We start from the raw sequence: 17,734 nt of genomic DNA, 5'->3' as shown, positions 1-17,734 counted from the left end.
CCGGGCCGGGATGCTCACGCCCTTCAGTTGAGCGAGGCGTCGTCCGGATAGGTGGCCACCATCGCCAGCTCGCTGCGCTGACGGCGCAGCACCTCGCGCCAGAGCCGCTCGGGCGCCGGCGAGGAGACGTCGCCGGGCTCGGACTCCACGACGTACCAGGCGCCCTCCCCCAGCTCGTCCTCCAGCTGGCCGGGGCCCCAGCCGGCGTATCCGGCGAAGATCCGCAGCGAGCCGAGGGCCGAGGCGAGGAGTTCCGGCGGGGCCTCCAGGTCGACCAGGCCGATCGCGCCGTGCACCCGGCGCCAGCCGAGCGGGGCCCCGTTCACGGCGGCGCCGCCGGGGATGACGGCGACCCCGAGGGCCGAGTCGAGGGACACGGGGCCGCCCTGGAAGACGACGCCGGGCTCGCCGGCCAGGTCCGCCCAGTCCTCCAGGATGTCGCTCACCCCCACCGGGGTGGGCCTGTTGAGGACGACGCCGAGGGAGCCCTCCTCGTCGTGGTCGAGGAGGAGCACCACCGCGCGGTCGAAGTTCGGGTCCGCCAGGGCGGGTGTGGCCACGAGCAACCGTCCTGTGAGCGAGGACACCTCGGTCATGCCAGACATGATCCCGCATCTTCGCGCGATGTGGGGAGCCAATGCGGGGGGACGGGGGTGAGGGCAGGTCGGGCGCGTGGGCGCGGCGCGGGCGCGTGGGGCCGTACGGGCGGTCGACGGTTACCCCATGTGCCCGCCGGGAAACGGTTCGTGTTGTGACACAGCCATGACGTCGCGGGGCGGTCCTCGGGCTTACGGCGAAGGGGTCGACGGCGATTACCCTGTCTCATCTGGCCCTGACCCGACCCAACGGCCCCTGCCCAATCCACCATCCATGGAACGCGAGACACATGACCGTCAACGGCTCTGACGACGTACTGCTTGTCCACGGCGGAACCCCGCTCGAGGGCGAGATCCGGGTCCGCGGTGCGAAGAACCTCGTACCCAAGGCCATGGTCGCCGCCCTGCTGGGCAGTGAGCCGAGTCGGCTGCGCAACGTGCCGGACATCCGTGACGTGAGGGTCGTACGCGGCCTGCTGCAACTGCACGGGGTGACGGTCCGTCCGGGCGAGGAGCCGGGCGAGCTGGTGCTGGACCCGACCTATGTCGAGAGCGCCAACGTCGCCGACATCGACGCCCACGCGGGCTCCAGCCGCATCCCGATCCTCTTCTGCGGTCCCCTTCTGCACCGTCTCGGGCACGCCTTCATCCCGGGCCTGGGCGGCTGCGACATCGGCGGCCGGCCCATCGACTTCCACTTCGACGTGCTGCGGCAGTTCGGCGCGAAGATCGAGAAGCGGGAGGACGGCCAGTACCTGGAGGCCCCGCAGCGGCTGCGCGGCACGAAGATCCGGCTGCCGTACCCGTCGGTGGGCGCGACCGAGCAGGTGCTGCTGACGGCCGTCCTGGCGGAGGGCGTCACCGAGCTCTCGAACGCGGCGGTCGAGCCGGAGATCGAGGACCTCATCTGCGTCCTGCAGAAGATGGGCGCCATCATCGCGATGGACACCGACCGCACGATCCGCATCACCGGCGTCGACAAGCTCGGCGGCTACAACCACGCGGCCCTGTCGGACCGCCTGGAGGCCGCCTCCTGGGCGAGCGCGGCGCTGGCGACCGAGGGTGACATCTACGTCCGGGGCGCCCAGCAGCGCTCGATGATGACGTTCCTGAACACCTACCGGAAGGTGGGCGGCGCCTTCGAGATCGACGACGAGGGCATCCGCTTCTGGCACCCGGGCGGCCAGCTGAAGTCGATCGCGCTGGAGACGGACGTCCACCCCGGCTTCCAGACGGACTGGCAGCAGCCGCTGGTCGTGGCCCTGACGCAGGCCACCGGCCTGTCGATCGTCCACGAGACGGTCTACGAGTCGCGGCTGGGCTTCACCTCCGCGCTCAACCAGATGGGCGCCCACATCCAGCTCTACCGCGAGTGCCTCGGCGGCTCGAACTGCCGCTTCGGGCAGCGCAACTTCCTGCACTCCGCGGTGGTGTCCGGCCCGACGAAGCTCCAGGGCGCCGATCTGGTCATCCCCGACCTGCGCGGCGGCTTCTCGTACCTGATCGCCGCCCTCGCGGCCCAGGGCACCTCGCGGGTCCACGGCATCGACCTGATCAACCGCGGCTACGAGAACTTCATGGACAAGCTCGTGGAGCTCGGCGCGAAGGTCGAGCTGCCCGGCAAGGCCCTCGGCTAGCACGGACGGCACGCACCACGATGGGGCGGTACCCGGAACCCGGGTACCGCCCCATCAGCGTTCTCAGCGGAGGCGCTTACTTGCCCTTGGCGGCTTCCTTGAGCTTGCTGCCCGCGGAGACCTTCACGCTGTAGCCGGCCGGAATCTGGATCGGGTCGCCGGTCTGCGGGTTGCGCGCGGTGCGAGCGGCACGGTGGGTGCGCTCGAAGGTCAGGAAGCCGGGGATGGTGACCTTCTCGTCGCCCTTGGAGACGATGTCGCCGACGACCTCGGCGAACGCGGCCAGCACTGCGTCGGCGTCCTTGCGGGTCACCTCGGCGCGGTCGGCCAGCGCGGCCACCAGCTCACTGCGGTTCATGTTGTTACTCCCGTGTTCTTCTTGCCGTTGAGGCGTGCCACGCGGCGGAGCCGCATGTGGGGCACAGCGAAGTCGTTGTGCTCGCGCCTAGAGACGCATCCTGCCCCTACCTGCGGCGGGAAAGCCAATCCGGCACCCGCTCGGAGGCGTGAGACAACCCATGTGTGTCACACGAAGGCGCGCCAGGCCGCAACCCTAGAGGGCCGCTCACGGCGCGAGGTTCCGCGACGCGCCGTCGCGGGGGCCGCCGTGGCGATCCTCACAGCCGCCGCGGCCCCCACGAGCCATGACACAGAGCCTACGAGGCCGACGCGCCCGCCGCCTTCGCGGCCTCGCGCACCGCACCCGCCACCGCGCCCGCGACCTTGTCGTTGAAGACGCTCGGGATGATGTAGTTCGCGTTGAGCTCGTCGTCGCTGACGACCTCGGCCAGGGCCTTCGCGGCCGCGAGCATCATGTCGGTGTTGACCGTCCGGGACTGCGCGTCCAGCAGGCCGCGGAAGACGCCCGGGAAGACCAGCACGTTGTTGATCTGGTTGGGGAAGTCGGAGCGGCCGGTGGCCACGACCGCGGCCGTCCGGCGGGCCACCGCAGGGTCCACCTCCGGGTCCGGATTCGCGAGCGCGAACACGATCGCGCCCTCGGCCATGGCGGCCACGTCGTCGCCGTCGAGGACGTTCGGGGCGGAGACGCCGATGAACACGTCCGCGCCGCGCACGGCCTGCTTCAGCGTGCCGGTGAGGCCCTCGGGGTTGGTGTTGTCGGCGATCCAGCGCAGCGCGGAGCCGGGGGCGGCGTCGACGAGGTCCTCGCGGTCGGCGTGCACCACGCCGTGGATGTCGGCGACGACGGCGTTCTTCACGCCGGCCGCCAGCAGCAGCTTGAGGATGGCCGTGCCGGCCGCGCCCGCGCCCGACATGACGACCCGCACGTCCCCGACGCCCTTGCCCACGACACGCAGGGCGTTCGTGAGGGAGGCGAGGACGACGATCGCGGTGCCGTGCTGGTCGTCGTGGAAGACGGGGATGTCGAGGGCCTCGCGCAGCCGGGCCTCGATCTCGAAGCAGCGGGGGGCGGAGATGTCCTCCAGGTTGATGCCCGCGAAGCCGGGGGCGATGGCCTTGACGATCTCGACGATCGCGTCGGTGTCCTGGGTGTCCAGGCACAGCGGCCAGGCGTCGATGCCGGCGAACCGCTTGAAGAGGGCCGCCTTGCCCTCCATGACGGGCAGCGCGGCCTTCGGGCCGATGTTGCCGAGCCCCAGCACCGCCGAACCGTCCGTCACGACCGCAACGGAGTTGCGCTTGATGGTGAGGCGGCGGGCGTCCTCGGGGTTCTCGGCGATCGCCATGCAGACGCGGGCCACACCCGGCGTGTAGACCATGGAGAGGTCGTCACGGTTGCGGATGGGGTGCTTGGACTGCATCTCGATCTTGCCGCCGAGGTGCATCAGGAACGTACGGTCGGAGACCTTGCCCAGGGTGACGCCCTCGATGAGGCGGAGCTGCTGGACGATCTCGTCGGCGTGCGCGGTCGAGGTGGCCGCGATGGTGACGTCGATGCGCAGCTTCTCGTGGCCGGAAGCGGTGACGTCGAGGCCGGTCACCGAGCCTCCGTTGGACTCCACGGCCGTGGTGAGCTGGGAGACCGCGGTTCCGCTCGCGGGCACCTCCAGCCGGACCGTCATCGAGTAGGAGACGCTGGGCGCCGTTGCCATGGCCGACTTCCTCTGCACTGCTGGGTCGCTGGTTTGCCGTCCGATCGTCGCACCTACCGACGAGTACGTGAAAGCCGCCCCTGATTGCGATCGTTTTGTTCTCAAGGAATGAGAGAGGCCCACATCACACGCGGTGATGTGGGCCTCTCCCATGTTCACGACACCGGCCCGCCATGCTCGCCTCGCGGCAAGTGGTCGCTCGTAGCGACGAAGGTTGGGCCCGGGGGCTTGGATCGAGCCGGTGTCACGACCAGGCTAACAAACGGAAGCCCGAAGACCATTCCCGTCGGCGGACTTCACGGGAATCGGTCGGATTCCTCAGTCCCTGAGGAGGTCGGGCACGCCGTTCGCGTCCGGCTCGTCCCGGTCGCCCGACACCACCGTGAGCTGCTGGGTGGCCCGGGTCAGGGCCACGTACAGCACCCGCAGGCCCGCCGGGGACTCGTCCGCGATCTCCGCGGGCGAGACGACGACCGTGGCGTCGTACTCCAGGCCCTTGGCCTCCAGGCTGCCGAGGGCCACCACGCGGTCGCCGAGGCCGGCCAGCCAGCGCCTGGCCTCCTCGCGGCGGTTCATCGCGACGACGACGCCGACGGTGCCGTCCACCTGTTCGAGGAGGCGTTCGGCCTCCGCGCGCACGGTCGACGCCAGGGAGCCGCGGACGGCCGTGAAACGGGGCACGACGCCCGTCGACCTGACCGCCGACGGGGACTCGGCGCCGGGCATGGCCAGGGCCAGCACCCTGGCGGCCAGCTCGGCGATCTCGGCCGGGTTGCGGTAGTTCACCGTCAGCTGGAAGCGGCGACGCGGGCGGGTGCCGAGGGCCTCGTCACGGGCCTCGGCGGCCTCGTCGGGGTCGGACCAGGAGGACTGGGCCGGATCCCCGACGACCGTCCAGGTGGCGTGCCGGCCGCGGCGGCCGACCATGCGCCACTGCATCGGGGTGAGGTCCTGCGCCTCGTCGACGATGACGTGGGCGTACTCGGTGCGCTCCTGGGCCAGGCGCTCCGCGCGCTCGCGCTGGGTCTCCTCGCGCACCGGCATCAGCTCCTCCAGGCCGGTGAGCTGGTCCAGCGGGTCGAGGTCGCGTCTCTTCCGCGGGCGGGCCGGGACGCCGAGGATCGCCTGGAGCTCGTCGAGCATGGCGATGTCGTGCACGGAGAGCCCGTCCCGCTTGAGGGAGCGGGCGACCTTGCGGACCTCGCCCGGATTGAGGACGCCGCGGGCCCAGCGGCCGAGCCTGCGCTCGTCGGCCATGGCCCTCAGCACGCCCTGCGGGGTCAGCTCGGGCCACCAGGCGTCGAGGAAGGCGATGAAGGAGTCCTCGGTGCTCACGTCCTCGTCGAAGGAGGAGCGCAGTTCGGCGGCGAGCTCGGGGTCGCTGTGCCGGCCGACCGCGCCGGAGCGCTCCCACAGCGCGTCCAGGAGCAGTTTGCGGGCGCGGGGGCGCAGCAGGTTCACCGGGGCGGTGCCGCTGAGGGCGCTCTGCCGGACCCGGTCCAGGTCGCCGGCCTCCAGCTCCAGCCGGCGGCCGAAGGCGACGACGCGCAGCCGGGTGGGCGTGCCGGCGGGCGCGGGGGCCTCCTCGGGTGCGTCGGACTCGTCGAGGGTCGGCTGGGTCGGCCGGTTCGGGCGGGTCGTGCCCCGGCCGCCGTCGCCGCCGCTCTCCAGCGCTCCGCGCGCGGCCTTGCGCAGCACTTTCAGCATCCGGTACGACCCCTTGGCCCGGGCCACCGCCGGGGAGTCGTACTGGGTGGCCTCGGCGCCGTCGACGAGGGAGCCGATGGCGCGGACGGCGACCTGCCCCTCCTCGCCCAGCGAGGGCAGCACGCCCTCGGTGTAGGCCACGAGCAGGGGCGTGGGCGAGACGATCAGGATGCCGCCCGCGTACCTGCGCCGGTCCTGGTAGAGCAGATAGGCGGCCCGGTGCAGCGCGACGGCGGTCTTCCCGGTGCCCGGACCGCCCTCGACGTACGTCACCGAGGCGGCGGGGGCGCGGATCACCAGGTCCTGCTCGGCCTGGATGGAGGCGACGATGTCGCGCATGGTGTGGCCGCGGGCCTGTCCGAGGGCGGCCATGAGGGCGCCGTCGCCGATGACCGGCAGCTGCTCGCCGTCGAGGAAGGCCCTGAGCTCGGGCCGCATGAGGTCGTCCTCGACGCCGAGGACGCGGCGCCCCTTGGAGCGGATCACCCGGCGTCGCACGACGCGCCCCGGGTCGACCGGGGTGGACCGGTAGAAGGGGGCGGCCGCGGGCGCCCGCCAGTCGATGACCAGCGGCGCGTAGTCGGAGTCGAGGACGCCGATCCGGCCGATGTGGAGGGTCTCGGCGATGTCCGCGGTGCCGTCCGGGCGGACGGCGCCCTCGGCGGGCTCCACGGCGGTGTAGGCGCCGTCCGGGCCCTTCTTCCCGTCCTTGCCGGACAGCAGGTCGATCCGTCCGAAGAGGAAGTCCTCGAACTCGTTGTTCAGCCGGTTGAGGTGGACGCCGGCGCGGAACACCTGCGCGTCGCGTTCGGCCAGCGCGCCGGGCGTGCCGACCTGGCCGCGCTGGGCCGCGTCGTTCATGAGGAACTCCGCCTCGTCGATCTTCTCCTCGAGGCGTCGGTACACCCGGTCGAGGTGTACCTGTTCGACGTTGGTCTCTCGGTCCCGCGCCGAATCCGGCGCGATTTCCCGGACCGATCCGACCGCGGTCTCCTGCTGTGCCTGGACGGCCACCGGGCCCCCTTCTGACGTGCTGGGCAGCCGTCAACCGTACGCCAAGGGGGCCCGCGAAGCCATGCGCGGCTACGCGTCGATCTGGACGAGCTTCTTGCCGCCGAAGGTCATGACCTCGAAGTGGTCGATCTCGTTGGCCTTGAAGGCGGCGCCGCCCACGACGTAGAGCGGGTTCTTGGCCTGCTCGGTCTTGGCGCCGGGGAGGCCGTAGCCCCACTCCGGGACCGACCAGGAGGAGACGGTCTCGCGCTCGCCGTTCTTGCCGACGGCGATGAGCGAGCACTTCTCCGGACCGCTCACGTTCTTCAGCTCGACGCCGATCTCCGTGCCCCAGGCCTTCTCGCCCATGGCGACGGTCGCCGAGACCTTGGAGGCGGCGTCGGTGGCCGCCACCCGCTTGCCGAGCGTGTCGAAGGTCGACTTGGCGGTGCTCGCCGACTTGGTGGCGCTCGCCTCGGCGCCCTTGGTCCCGCCGTCGCCGCCGGTCGCCGCCAGCACGGTGAGCGGTCCGCCGATGATCAGCGCGGCCGCGGCCGCGACCAGGAAGAAGGAACGGCGGCGCTTCTGCGCGCGGCGCTCGGACACCTCGTCGACCAGGCGTTCCGCCAGACGCGGACTCGGGCGGGCGGACAGGGAGTCGCCGATCGCGGGTGTGCCGGTGCCCGGCAGGTCCGCGAGGGCGGCCAGCATCGGCTCCATCCCGGCGAGCTCGTCGAGCTGCTGGGCGCACCACTCGCACCCGGCGAGGTGTATCTCGAAAGCGGTTGCCTCGGCGTCGTCGAGGATGCCGAGGGCGTAGGCGCCGACGGTCTCGTGTTCGCTCGGGCTCGGAGATCCCACTGACCCCTGCATAGGACCAGACATACCCGAACCACCTGCTCCGAATCCCCCGTAACTGCTCATCACGCCGTCACCCCCCGCTCTTCCAGAGCCAGCTTCATCGACCGCAGGGCGTAGAACACCCGTGAGCGCACGGTGCCGCTGGGTATGCCCAGCGTCTCGGCCGCCTCGTTGACGGTACGCCCCTTGAAGTACGTCTCGACGAGCACCTCCCGGTGGGCCGGGGTCAGGTCGTCGAGCGCGTCGGACAGCGTCATCAGCCACAGCGCCTTGTCGATCTCGTCCTCCGCAGGAATGACCTCCAGCGGCGACGGGTCGACCTCCTGCGGCCGGGCCTGCCGGCTGCGGTGGCCGTCGATGACGATGCGGCGTGCGACCGTCACCAGCCAGGGGCGTACAGATCCGGTCGCTCGATTGAGTTGGCCGGCGTTCTTCCAGGCACGGATGAGCGTCTCCTGCACGACGTCCTCGGCACGCTGCCGGTCTCCGGCAACCAGGCGCAGGACATACGCAAGCAGGGGTCCGGCATGCTCCCGATACAGGGCACGCATCAGCTCCTCGTCAGGTTCCGAGGGCTGGGACATGCGATGTCGGGCCCTCGATCCACGTTCATTGGCCACGGCCGCATCCTTGCGCACGCCCACCTCCGGTGTCCGGGGGATCCCCCGTTCGGTCGCTCGACGACGGGTACGCAGGGGAGGTGTGGAGTGTTCAAAACAAGGGGAGACTTTTCTTCCGGGTGTCATGACGAGGGGGACATGGGGGCACATTCCCACCGTCTTTTCTTTACATTTCCGCCACAGCGACAAGATCGGCCGGACTGCCCGTCGACCTGCGGGAGTAAACAGCGTGTAATCGAAATCACTTCGACAGTTGCGCCCCAGCGCCGAACGAAAGCCGCATACCCGGCAGGGGGTTGTGCGCCGGCGCACCGTCAACTGCGTGCCAGAGCCGTCCGCCGACGGTGCCGCGCCACCCGCTCCCGGTTTCCGCACACCTCGCTGGAGCACCAGCGCCGGCGCCGCCCCCGGGACATGTCGACGTAGACGAGCGGACAGTCGTCCCCCGCGCACTGCCGCAGGCCCGCCCGGGCCACCGGATCGGTGAGCAGCTCCACCGTGTCCCGGGCCACCGTGGCCAGCAGCGCGGCGCACCCGGCAGGCCGGTCCAACGCCCGCACGAGCGAACCGTCTTCGCCGCGCACGGCGCGCGGGACGAGGGGCACGGCCCGGGCGGCGTCGTTCACCCGCGCCAGGGCGCCGTCGTACGGGCCCATGCCGCCCACCGGCCCGCAACCGCCCTGGGCCAGCCAGCCGTGCACCAACCGGCCGACGTCGCGGCGCAGTTCCCGGAAGGCACCCGGCCAGGCGGCGTCGGCCAGGGTGAGCGGGGCGCCCGGCGGGACGAGCCCGCAGCCGTGGATCCACGCACACAACGCCCGGACGCCGTCGAGCCGTTCACAGGGGTGCGCGGTCGCCATCAGGTCGAGACAGATCCGTCCGGCATCGAACCGCAGCTCGTCCATGCGCGCGTCACCGCCAGCCGAGGAGCACCCCTGAGGAAACCGTTCCTCCCACAGTGCCCCGCCGAGGGCGCGACCGGAACCCCCCTGGACTTTCCGGCGCGGGCCCGGGGCGCCCCGGGCCGGGCGACGCCCGCCCCCGACGCCCCGCAACCCGCCTAAGCGTCCGCGTACTTCGCGTCCGAAGCGGGGTCCAGCGCCAGCCGGTAACCCCGCTTCACCACCGTCTGGATCAGCTTCGGCGCACCCAGGGCCGTCCGCAGCCGGGCCATCGCCGTCTCCACGGCATGTTCGTCACGGCCCGAACCCGGCAGTGCCCGCAGCAGGTCCGACCGCGGCACCACCCAGCCGGGCCGCCGCGACAGCGCCCGCAGCAAGGACATCCCGGCCGGCGGCACCGGCCGCAGCGACCCGTCCACCAGGACCGCGTGTCCCCGGATCTCCACGCGGTGCCCGGCGACCGGCAGCGTCCGGGCCCGCCCGGGCAGCTCCTTGCACAGCAACTGCACGAGGGGCCCGAGCCGGAAGCGCTCCGGCTGGACGGTGTCCACGCCCCGCGCCTGCAGCGGCAGCGCGGTGACCGGGCCGACGCAGGCCGGCAGCACGTCATGGCGTAGGGCGGCGAGCAGCTCGGACACCAGTCCGCGCTCCTCCGCCCGCGAGAACAGGGACACGGCCGCGGGCGCACTGGTGAACGTGATCGCGTCCAGTCCGCGCGAGACGGCGGCGTCCAGGAGCCGGTCGAGCGGCGCGATGTCCTCCGGCGGCATCCACCGGTAGACGGGCACCCCGACCACCTCCGCGCCCGCGGCCCGCAGCGACTCCACGAACCCCGGCAGCGGCTCGCCGTGCAGCTGGACGGCGACCCGGCGGCCCTCGACGCCCTCCTCCAGGAGGCGGTCGAGGACCTCGGCCATGGACTCGCTGGACGGCGACCACTCCTCCGTCAGCCCCGCGGCGCGCACCGCGCCCTTGACCTTCGGACCGCGGGCCAGCAGCTCGACCCCGCCGAGCCGGGCGAGCAACTGCTCGCCGAGGCCCCAGCCGTCGGCGGCCTCGATCCAGCCGCGGAAGCCGATGGCGGTGGTGGCGACCACGACGTCCGGCGCCTGGTCGATGAGGTCCTTGGTGGCGGCGAGCAGCTCACCGTCGTCGGCGAGCGGCACGATCCGCAGGGCGGGCGCGTGCAGCACCACCGCACCGCGCCGCTGGAGCAGCACGCCGAGTTCCTCGGCCCGGCGCGCGGCCGTGACGCCCACGGTGAAGCCCGCGAGGGGACCGTGCTCGACGGCGCCCTGGGGGCCGGTGACCGGTTGCTGCTGTTCCTCGTACATAGCTCTCGTCCCGCTAGAGTCGCGTTCCCGCTTACATGCCGACGAGCCTGTCAACGGCGCGTGACAGGCTCGGTTCGGCTTCATGTCGCCAGTGTTACGTCACACCTCGGCATAGCTGAGCTGCGGCTTCGCCTCGGACGCCGAACTGGACGCGGTCACGCTGCCCGCCGGGCGGCGAAGGTATACGGCCCAGGTGACGGCGAAGCAGACCGCGTAGAAGGCGAGGAAGGCGACGAACGCGCCGGTTCCGGAGCCGTAGGAGAGGAACGACTGACGGAACGCCAGGTTGATGCCGACGCCGCCGAGCGCGCCGACCGCTCCGATGAGTCCCATGGAGGCGCCGGACAGCCGGCGCCCGTACGCGGCGGCCTCCTCGCCCTGCAGCCCCCTGGCGACGGCCTTCGTATGGAAGATGCCCGGGATCATCTTGTACGTCGACCCGTTGCCGAGTCCGCTGAGCACGAACAGCACCACGAAGACGGCCACGAAGAGGGGCAGCGACTTCTGCATGCTGGCGAAGACCAGGACGGCGGTGGCCGCCGCCATGCCGACGTAGTTGTAGAGCGTGATCCTCGCGCCGCCGTACTTGTCGGCCAGCCAGCCGCCCACCGGGCGGATCAGCGAGCCGAGCAGCGGGCCGATGAAGGTGAGGTAGGCCGCCTGGAGGGGCGTGCGGCCGAACTGGTTCGTCAGGACCTGGCCGAAGGCGAAGCTGTAGCCGATGAACGAGCCGAAGGTGCCGACGTACAGGAAGGACATGATCCAGGTGTGCGCGTCCTTGGCCGAGTCGATCGCGGCGCCGGTGTCGTTCTTCAGGGTCGCCAGGTTGTCCATGAACAGCGCGGCCAGCGTCGCGGCGAGGACGATCAGCGGGATGTAGATGCCGAGCAGCACGCGCGGCCCGCCGCTCGCGCCGATGACGGCCAGGGCGATCAGCTGGAGGACCGGCACGCCGATGTTGCCGCCGCCCGCGTTGAGCCCCAGCGCCCACCCCTTCTTGCGGAGCGGGAAGAAGGCGTTGATGTTGGTCATGGAGGAGGCGAAGTTGCCGCCGCCGATGCCCGCGACCAGCCCGACCAGCAGGAACGTGGAGAAGGAGGTCCCCGGCTTCATCACCGCGAACGCGGCGACGGTGGGGATCAGGAGCAGCCCGGCGGAGATGATCGTCCAGTTGCGGCCGCCGAAGAGCGCGACGGCGAAGGTGTACGGCACCCGGACGACCGCCCCGACCAGCGTCACCATGGACGTCAGCAGGAACTTGTCGGCGGGGGTGAGGCCGTACTCCGGGCCCATGAAGAGCACCAGCACCGACCACATCGTCCAGACCGAGAACCCGATGTGCTCGGAGAGGACGGAGAAGAGGAGGTTGCGGCGGGCGACCTTCTCGCCCCCGTCGTTCCAGAAGGCCTCGTTCTCCGGGTCCCACTCCTCGATCCAGCGCCCCCCCTTCTTCGCGGGGGACGGGGGTGCGGGGGCTGTACTCGGGGCTGTCATGACGCCTCCACGTGCTCCGGGCTCGGGTGGTTCGGGGGGATGAGCGGTGATGAGTCCCGAAGGTAGGGAGGGCGCGTTTCGGTGCTGTGGCTGTGGGTGACCGGAAAGGAACGTTGCTCTCACCTCGCGCGGACGCCCGGTGAGAGGTCGCGGCCGGCGCTCAGTGCAGGGGCGGCTGCCCGTAGGGGTGAGGAGCCTGCGGCGGGTACGGGCCCTGGGGCTGCGGGTGGGCCTGGGGCTGCTGGTGGGCCTGGGGCTGCTGGGGCTGGGGCTGCTGGGGCTGCTGGGGCTGGGGGTACGGCTGGGGCTGCGCGTGCTGCTGGGGATAGGGCCGCTGCCCGTACGGCGCGGGTTGCGGCTGGGCGTACGGTCCGGGCTGGGGGTGAGGTGGCTGGGGCTGGGGCTGCGCGTACGGTCCGGACTGCGGTTGGGGATGCCCGTGGCCGTCCGGTCCGGCGGGCGCGCCGCCGTAAGGGCCGTAGGGGCCGTAGGGACCTGAGGCCTGGGGCGGCAGGCCGGCCCCGTACGGGTTCTGGCCGTGCCCGGCCGCCATGGCCGGCGGCAGATAGCGCACCTGCCGGTCCTGGTCGGCGACCGGGACGAACCCGGCGGCCCGCAGACGGGCGGCGGCCTTGCCGTTGCGGCCGCGGTTGACGGCGAAGCCGACGCCGCAGACGACCATCAGGACGACCCAGGTGACGGCGGCGACGACGAAGTCGACGTCCGTGCCGCCGAGCCGCACCCCGAGGATCGCGCAGCCCGCGGTGGCGCCGAGCGCGCCGTACCCCAGGCGCTTCTCGGCCTGTCTGCCGGTGAGGTCGAAGGTGATGCGGGTCTTGAGGAGCTCGAAGGCGTCCGGGACCAGCGGCGGCAGGGACACGCCGTCGTGGGCGTTCGGGTACTGCGCCCAGTTCTGCGCGGCCCGCGCGCGTGCCTGCGGGCCGGGATCGGGGACGATCAGCATCTTCAGCGCGCTGTTGCGCGAGCCGCCGTGCCGGACGTCCACGTACTCGTAACCGAACTGCTGGGCCACACAGGCCAGTCGGGCCAGCTTCTTCACGGAGGCCATCGGGCTGGTGAGCTCGACGGGCCGACCTCCCGCCATGGACCGCAGCATGTTCCGCACCTGCCGCTTGCTCACCGGCACTCATCTCCCCCACCAGCCGCCGTCGACGGGCCGCCGGACCACTGTTCGCCTGCGTGACGGCGGGCAGTCTCCCACACGGCCGCAGCCCTCACCGGAGGCGGCCGACCCGGTTTGACCTGGCCTTGACGGTCCGGGAACCGGCAGGGGCGCGGCCCGTCGGCCGCGCCCCCGCCCCCGTCCGGCGCCGTCGTCTCAGGCGCGGTGCGTGCCCGTTCGGCCGTCCGGCCACAGGCGGGGCCTGCGGCGGGCCGCCAGGTCCTCGACCCAGCCGAAGCAGACGACGCAGACCGCGGTGAGCAGCCAGACGGCCGGCAGTTGCGGCCACGGGCTCTGCAGCACCCAGGGAGCGTCGGCTTCCAGCCACGGGACGTCCCACAGGCGGTCCCACAGCCCCTCGACCACCGTGATGCACACGTTGTGCCACAGATAGATGGTGACGGCACGGGAGTTGAGCAGGGTGATCAGCCGGTCCCAGCGGCGCAGCCGGGCCGGCCACTCGCTCCAGGACGGACTGAGGTGCAGGAGCAGCAGCACCGCCGCGAAGGACCACAGGGACTGGGCGAACGGCATGTCGTCGAGGTCGTGGCCCTCCCGCAGGTCCTGGCCGAGGGCGTACCAGAGGCCGACGGCGGCGACGGCCGGCGCCAGCGACGGTACGACGTAACGGGGCAGCCGGCGCAGGACGCCCTCCTGACGCGCCATGCCCAGCAGCCAGCACGCGCCGAACGTGGCGAAGTCGCCGAGACCGGCCTCCAGTCGCCAGCCGGGCGCCGACAGCGCGCCGAACTCCAGGGCCGCGCACAGGGCGATCGGCGCGAGGATCGTCGGCCAGGGCAGCCGGCGCAGGGCCCGCAGCAACAGCGGGGAGAGCAGCACGAACCAGAGGTAGGCGCGGATGTACCAGAGGGGAATGCCCAGGTCGGAACCCCAGTCGTCGCCGATCAGCCCCTGCACCCCTGGCAGGCCGTCGGCGTACGGCGGGTCGCTCACCGGCAGGATCCAGAAGGTGAGGTGGAGCCACCACCAGCCGGGGTGCCCCTCGGCGTCGGGACCCCAGCCGCCCGCCAGCATGCCCGTCACCCCGACCGCGCCCAGCAGCCAGAGCGGGGGCAGCAGCCGGCGCAGGCGTCCGCGCGCGACGTCCAGCACGGACCGCTTGCCCAGCGAGCGGGCCATGAGGTCGCCGGCGAGCGCGAACATGACGCCCATGGAGGGGAAGACCAGGGGCAGCCAGGCCCAGCCCATCAGGTGGTAGAGGACGACGCGGAAGAGGGCGACGGCGCGCAGGAGGTCGAAGTAGCGGTCGCGTCCGCCGCCCTTCTTCTTCCCGCTCGCCTCCCCCGTGCTGTCCCCGTCCGGCGCCGGGCCGGTGTCGTGCGGTGACGGTCCGGACAGCTCGGGCAGTTCGGCCGTGGTGTCGGTCGGGTGGGTGCTCACAGCGCCGCCCCTCCTTCCAGGGTCGGTGCCGGAGCGCCCGGCGGGGCGGCCACCTGCCCCTTGCGGCGCAGCTTCTGCCAGCGCAGCCGGCCGCCGGTGAGGGCGGTGATCCAGGACTGGAGCAGGACGACGTACATCAGCTGGCGGTACAGCATCTGCTGGAGCGGGAGGGAGATGAGCGGGGCGAGGCGCTCCTTGTCCAGGACGAAGGCGTAGGCCGCGCAGCCCGCCTGGACGGCGAGGACGCCGAACCAGGCGGCGATCGTCCTGCCGGTCGGGCCGAAGAGGAGGCCGTAGACGAGGAAGAGGTCGATGAGCGGGGCGAGGAGCGGGGCGACGACCATGAAGAGGGAGACGAGGGGAAGGCCCACGCGGCCGAACCTGCCGGACGGGCCGCTCTCGAACAGGGCGCGGCGGTGCTTCCAGATCGCCTGCATGGTGCCGTAGCACCAGCGGTAGCGCTGGGACCACAACTGCTGGACGGACTCGGGGGCTTCGGTCCAGGCCCGCGCCTTCTCCGCGTACACGACGTGCCAGCCGTCGCGGTGGATGGCCATGGTGATGTCGGTGTCCTCGGCGAGGGTGTCGTCGCTCATGCCGCCGACGCGGTCGAGCGCGCTGCGGCGGAAGGCACCCACGGCGCCCGGGATGGTGGGCATGCAGCGCAGCACGTCGTACATACGGCGGTCGAGGTTGAAGCCCATCACGTACTCGATGTGCTGCCAGGCGCCGATGAGGGTGTCCTTGTTGCCGACCTTGGCGTTGCCGGCGACCGCGCCGACCCGGGGGTCGGCGAAGGGCTGGACGAGTTCGCGGACCGTGGCGGGCTCGAAGACGGTGTCGCCGTCCATCATCACGATGAGGTCGTGCCGGGCGTTGGCGATGCCCCGGTTGAGGGCTGCGGGCTTGCCCGCGTTGAGCTGGCGGACGACACGGACGCCGGGCAGCCGCAGGCTTTCGACGATGCGGGCCGTGCCGTCGCTGGAGCCGTCGTCGATGACGAGGATCTCGATCGGATGCTCACTCCTCATCAGCGAACGCACGGTGTTCTCGATGCACTTGGCCTCGTTGTAGGCCGGGACGAGCACGGACGCCGGTTCGGTGACGGGCGCGTCGGGTCCCCAGACGAAGCCCGTGCGGCGGGTGCGGCGGGTGTGCGTCGCGGAGAGCAGCAGCATCAGGCCGAAACGGGCGAAGACGAGCACGCCGATGACGGCGAGGCCGACGACCAGGACGCCGGTGATGTCGTCGGAGGCCTCGACCAGGAAGACCCAGGCCTTGCCCTTCCACAGGTCGAGCCCGGCGACCGGGGTGTGCGCGCTGGGGGCGTGCAGGGCGCCGGTGAGATTCTCGAACCGGTAGCCCCTGCCCTGGAGTTCGGGGAGATAGGCGTCCAGGGCCTGGACGGTCTGATGGCGGTCGCCGCCGGAGTCGTGCATGAGGACGATGGCGCCCCGGCCGCCCTGGGGCGTGGCGTTGCGGATGATCTGGCGCACGCCCGGCCGGCGCCAGTCCTCGCTGTCGGCGGTGGTGAACACGCTGAGGTAGCCGCGCGTGCCGACGTACTGGGTGACCGGCCAGGACGCGTCGTCGAGGGCGTCCGCGGTGGAGGAGTAGGGCGGCCGGAAGAGGGAGGTCCGGATGCCGGCCGCGCCCGCGAGGGCCAGCTGGTTCTGGGTGAGCTCCCAGTCGATGCGCTTCTTCGACTGGTAGGAGAGGTCGGGATGGTTGAAGGTGTGCAGTCCGATCTCGTGGCCCTCGTCCACCATCCGCCGGACCAGTTCGGGGTAGCGGGAGGCCATGGTGCCGGTGATGAAGAAGACGGCGTGGACGTGGTGCTTCTTCAGGACGTCGAGGACCTCGGGGGTCCACCTGGGGTCGGGGCCGTCGTCGAAGGTGAGCACGATGTGGTGGTCCGGCACCTCCAGGCTCGTCTGCTGTCCGCCGCGGGTGTCGACGACCGGGCCGCCGTCGAGGATCTTCTCCGGCACCTTGGTGGCTGCGGCCTCGGGGTGGACGCGGTAGTCGGCGAGGATCTCGCTGTGCACGTAGCCGCGCAGCATCAGCATCGCCATCATCGCCAGGAGCACGAGCAGCGGCAGCAGATGACGCAGCCGCAGGGGCACCAGCCTCCGCCGTCCGGCGGACGGCTCCGAACGTGGGGAGCCTCCCCCGGCGGTGTGCCCGGGAGCCCGGCCCCGGGCCTGCCGGGCGCCGGACCGCCGGGCGGCCCGCCGTCCGCCCGGCGGCTCGCCTCCCGGCGGTCCGTCCGGTGGTGAGGAGGCGGGCGCGGTCTGGTCGCCGGACGCGTGCGCGTGTTGCCCGACGGGGGATCGTCGGGCCGAACGCCGGCTGGTACGTGGTGCCATGAGAGGTGGTTCTCCGGGGACGAGAGGACGGTCGGACGGACCGCACCAGGGACTGTGTGCGGCGAGGGCGCGCCACGGAATCGGGTGACGCGGGACGGACCAAGAGGGCCGGCGCGCGAGGCTCGGGGCCGTTCGGGCGCCGCAGGCGGAGGCCGGGCCGGCTGCTCCGGCGGCCGCGCCGGTCGGCGCACGCGCCGCCGGCCCGGACCGGTTCACGGAGGCCGGACGCAGTCATCGGCCGGCCCGGACCGGATCACGGTCATCGGCCGACGCGGACCGGATCACGGTCGTCGGACGGCCGGGTTCCGGTGGCGGGGGTCGGCCCGCCCGGACCGGATCACGGTCGTCGGCTGGCCGGGACCGGATCACGGTCGTCGGCTGACCGGGACCGGATCACGGTCGTCGGACGGCCGGGTTCCGGTGACGGGGGTCGGCCCGCCCGGACCGCCACGGTCATCGGCTGGCCGGGACCGGATCACGGTCGTCGGACGGCCGGGTTCCGGTGACGGGGTCGGCCCGCCCGGACCGGATCACGGTCGTCGGCTGGCCGGGACCGGATCAC

13 protein-coding genes are annotated in these 17,734 nt (G+C 72.1%); 1 reads left to right on the top strand and 12 read right to left on the bottom strand.

Features of this window, described 5'->3' with window-relative positions; genetic code table 11:
• Window positions 1-23 precede the first annotated feature (23 nt).
• The gene (locus ACFVYK_RS27275) at window positions 24-596 is read right to left on the bottom strand and encodes a YqgE/AlgH family protein (RefSeq protein WP_389778543.1); all 573 of its coding nucleotides are present in this window, start codon (window positions 594-596) and stop codon (window positions 24-26) included.
• Window positions 597-886: 290 nt separating this feature from the next.
• On the opposite strand from ACFVYK_RS27275, the gene murA reads away from it, so the two are divergent.
• Window positions 887-2,233 carry a UDP-N-acetylglucosamine 1-carboxyvinyltransferase gene (murA, locus tag ACFVYK_RS27270; RefSeq protein WP_389778542.1) on the top strand — a complete coding sequence of 449 codons (1,347 nt, stop codon included), beginning with the start codon at window positions 887-889 and terminating at the stop codon, window positions 2,231-2,233.
• 76 nt (window positions 2,234-2,309) lie between these two features.
• Here murA and ACFVYK_RS27265 read toward each other — a convergent pair whose 3' ends face one another.
• From ACFVYK_RS27265 to ACFVYK_RS27215, 11 genes are all read right to left on the bottom strand, one after another.
• Entirely contained in the window at window positions 2,310-2,591 is a 282-nt protein-coding gene (locus ACFVYK_RS27265) for an HU family DNA-binding protein (protein ID WP_004000874.1), read from the bottom strand.
• Between the two features lie 298 nt (window positions 2,592-2,889).
• Complete coding sequence (locus tag ACFVYK_RS27260) at window positions 2,890-4,308, bottom strand: NAD-dependent malic enzyme (RefSeq protein WP_389778540.1); 1,419 nt, start codon at window positions 4,306-4,308, stop codon at window positions 2,890-2,892.
• A gap of 318 nt (window positions 4,309-4,626) precedes the next feature.
• Entirely contained in the window at window positions 4,627-7,029 is a 2,403-nt protein-coding gene (locus tag ACFVYK_RS27255; protein WP_389778538.1) for a HelD family protein, read from the bottom strand.
• A 69-nt stretch (window positions 7,030-7,098) separates the two neighbouring features.
• Entirely contained in the window at window positions 7,099-7,881 is a 783-nt protein-coding gene (locus ACFVYK_RS27250) for an anti-sigma factor family protein (protein ID WP_389778536.1), read from the bottom strand.
• Window positions 7,882-7,931: 50 nt separating this feature from the next.
• A complete protein-coding gene (locus ACFVYK_RS27245; protein ID WP_010039908.1) occupies window positions 7,932-8,453 on the bottom strand; it encodes a sigma-70 family RNA polymerase sigma factor in 522 nt (173 codons plus the stop codon).
• Window positions 8,454-8,803: 350 nt separating this feature from the next.
• Complete coding sequence (locus tag ACFVYK_RS27240; protein ID WP_389778534.1) at window positions 8,804-9,394, bottom strand: CGNR zinc finger domain-containing protein; 591 nt, start codon at window positions 9,392-9,394, stop codon at window positions 8,804-8,806.
• 155 nt (window positions 9,395-9,549) lie between these two features.
• Window positions 9,550-10,725, bottom strand: coding sequence for a uroporphyrinogen-III synthase (locus ACFVYK_RS27235; RefSeq protein ID WP_389778533.1), 1,176 nt, complete (start codon window positions 10,723-10,725; stop codon window positions 9,550-9,552).
• A 99-nt stretch (window positions 10,726-10,824) separates the two neighbouring features.
• On the bottom strand, window positions 10,825-12,219 hold the full coding sequence (locus ACFVYK_RS27230) for a nitrate/nitrite transporter (protein WP_389778531.1): 1,395 nt from the start codon (window positions 12,217-12,219) through the stop codon (window positions 10,825-10,827).
• 160 nt (window positions 12,220-12,379) lie between these two features.
• Window positions 12,380-13,360: a hypothetical protein gene (locus ACFVYK_RS27225; RefSeq protein WP_389778529.1), complete on the bottom strand. Its 981-nt coding sequence runs from the start codon at window positions 13,358-13,360 to the stop codon at window positions 12,380-12,382.
• Window positions 13,361-13,558: 198 nt separating this feature from the next.
• Window positions 13,559-14,803, bottom strand: a complete 1,245-nt coding sequence (locus ACFVYK_RS27220) for an acyltransferase (RefSeq protein ID WP_389778527.1) — start codon at window positions 14,801-14,803, stop codon at window positions 13,559-13,561.
• Window positions 14,800-16,917 (bottom strand): polysaccharide deacetylase family protein, encoded by a 2,118-nt coding sequence (locus ACFVYK_RS27215; RefSeq protein ID WP_389778579.1) that lies wholly within the window; start codon window positions 16,915-16,917, stop codon window positions 14,800-14,802. Before ACFVYK_RS27215 ends, ACFVYK_RS27220 begins: the two co-directional genes overlap by 4 nt.
• Window positions 16,918-17,734: the final 817 nt, after the last annotated feature.

The organism is Streptomyces sp. NPDC058291 (assembly GCF_042880855.1).
Classification (GTDB): Bacteria; Actinomycetota; Actinomycetes; order Streptomycetales; family Streptomycetaceae; genus Streptomyces.
Note: the sequence above shows the minus strand (reverse complement) of the source record. Positions and strands in the feature narration are given on the sequence as shown.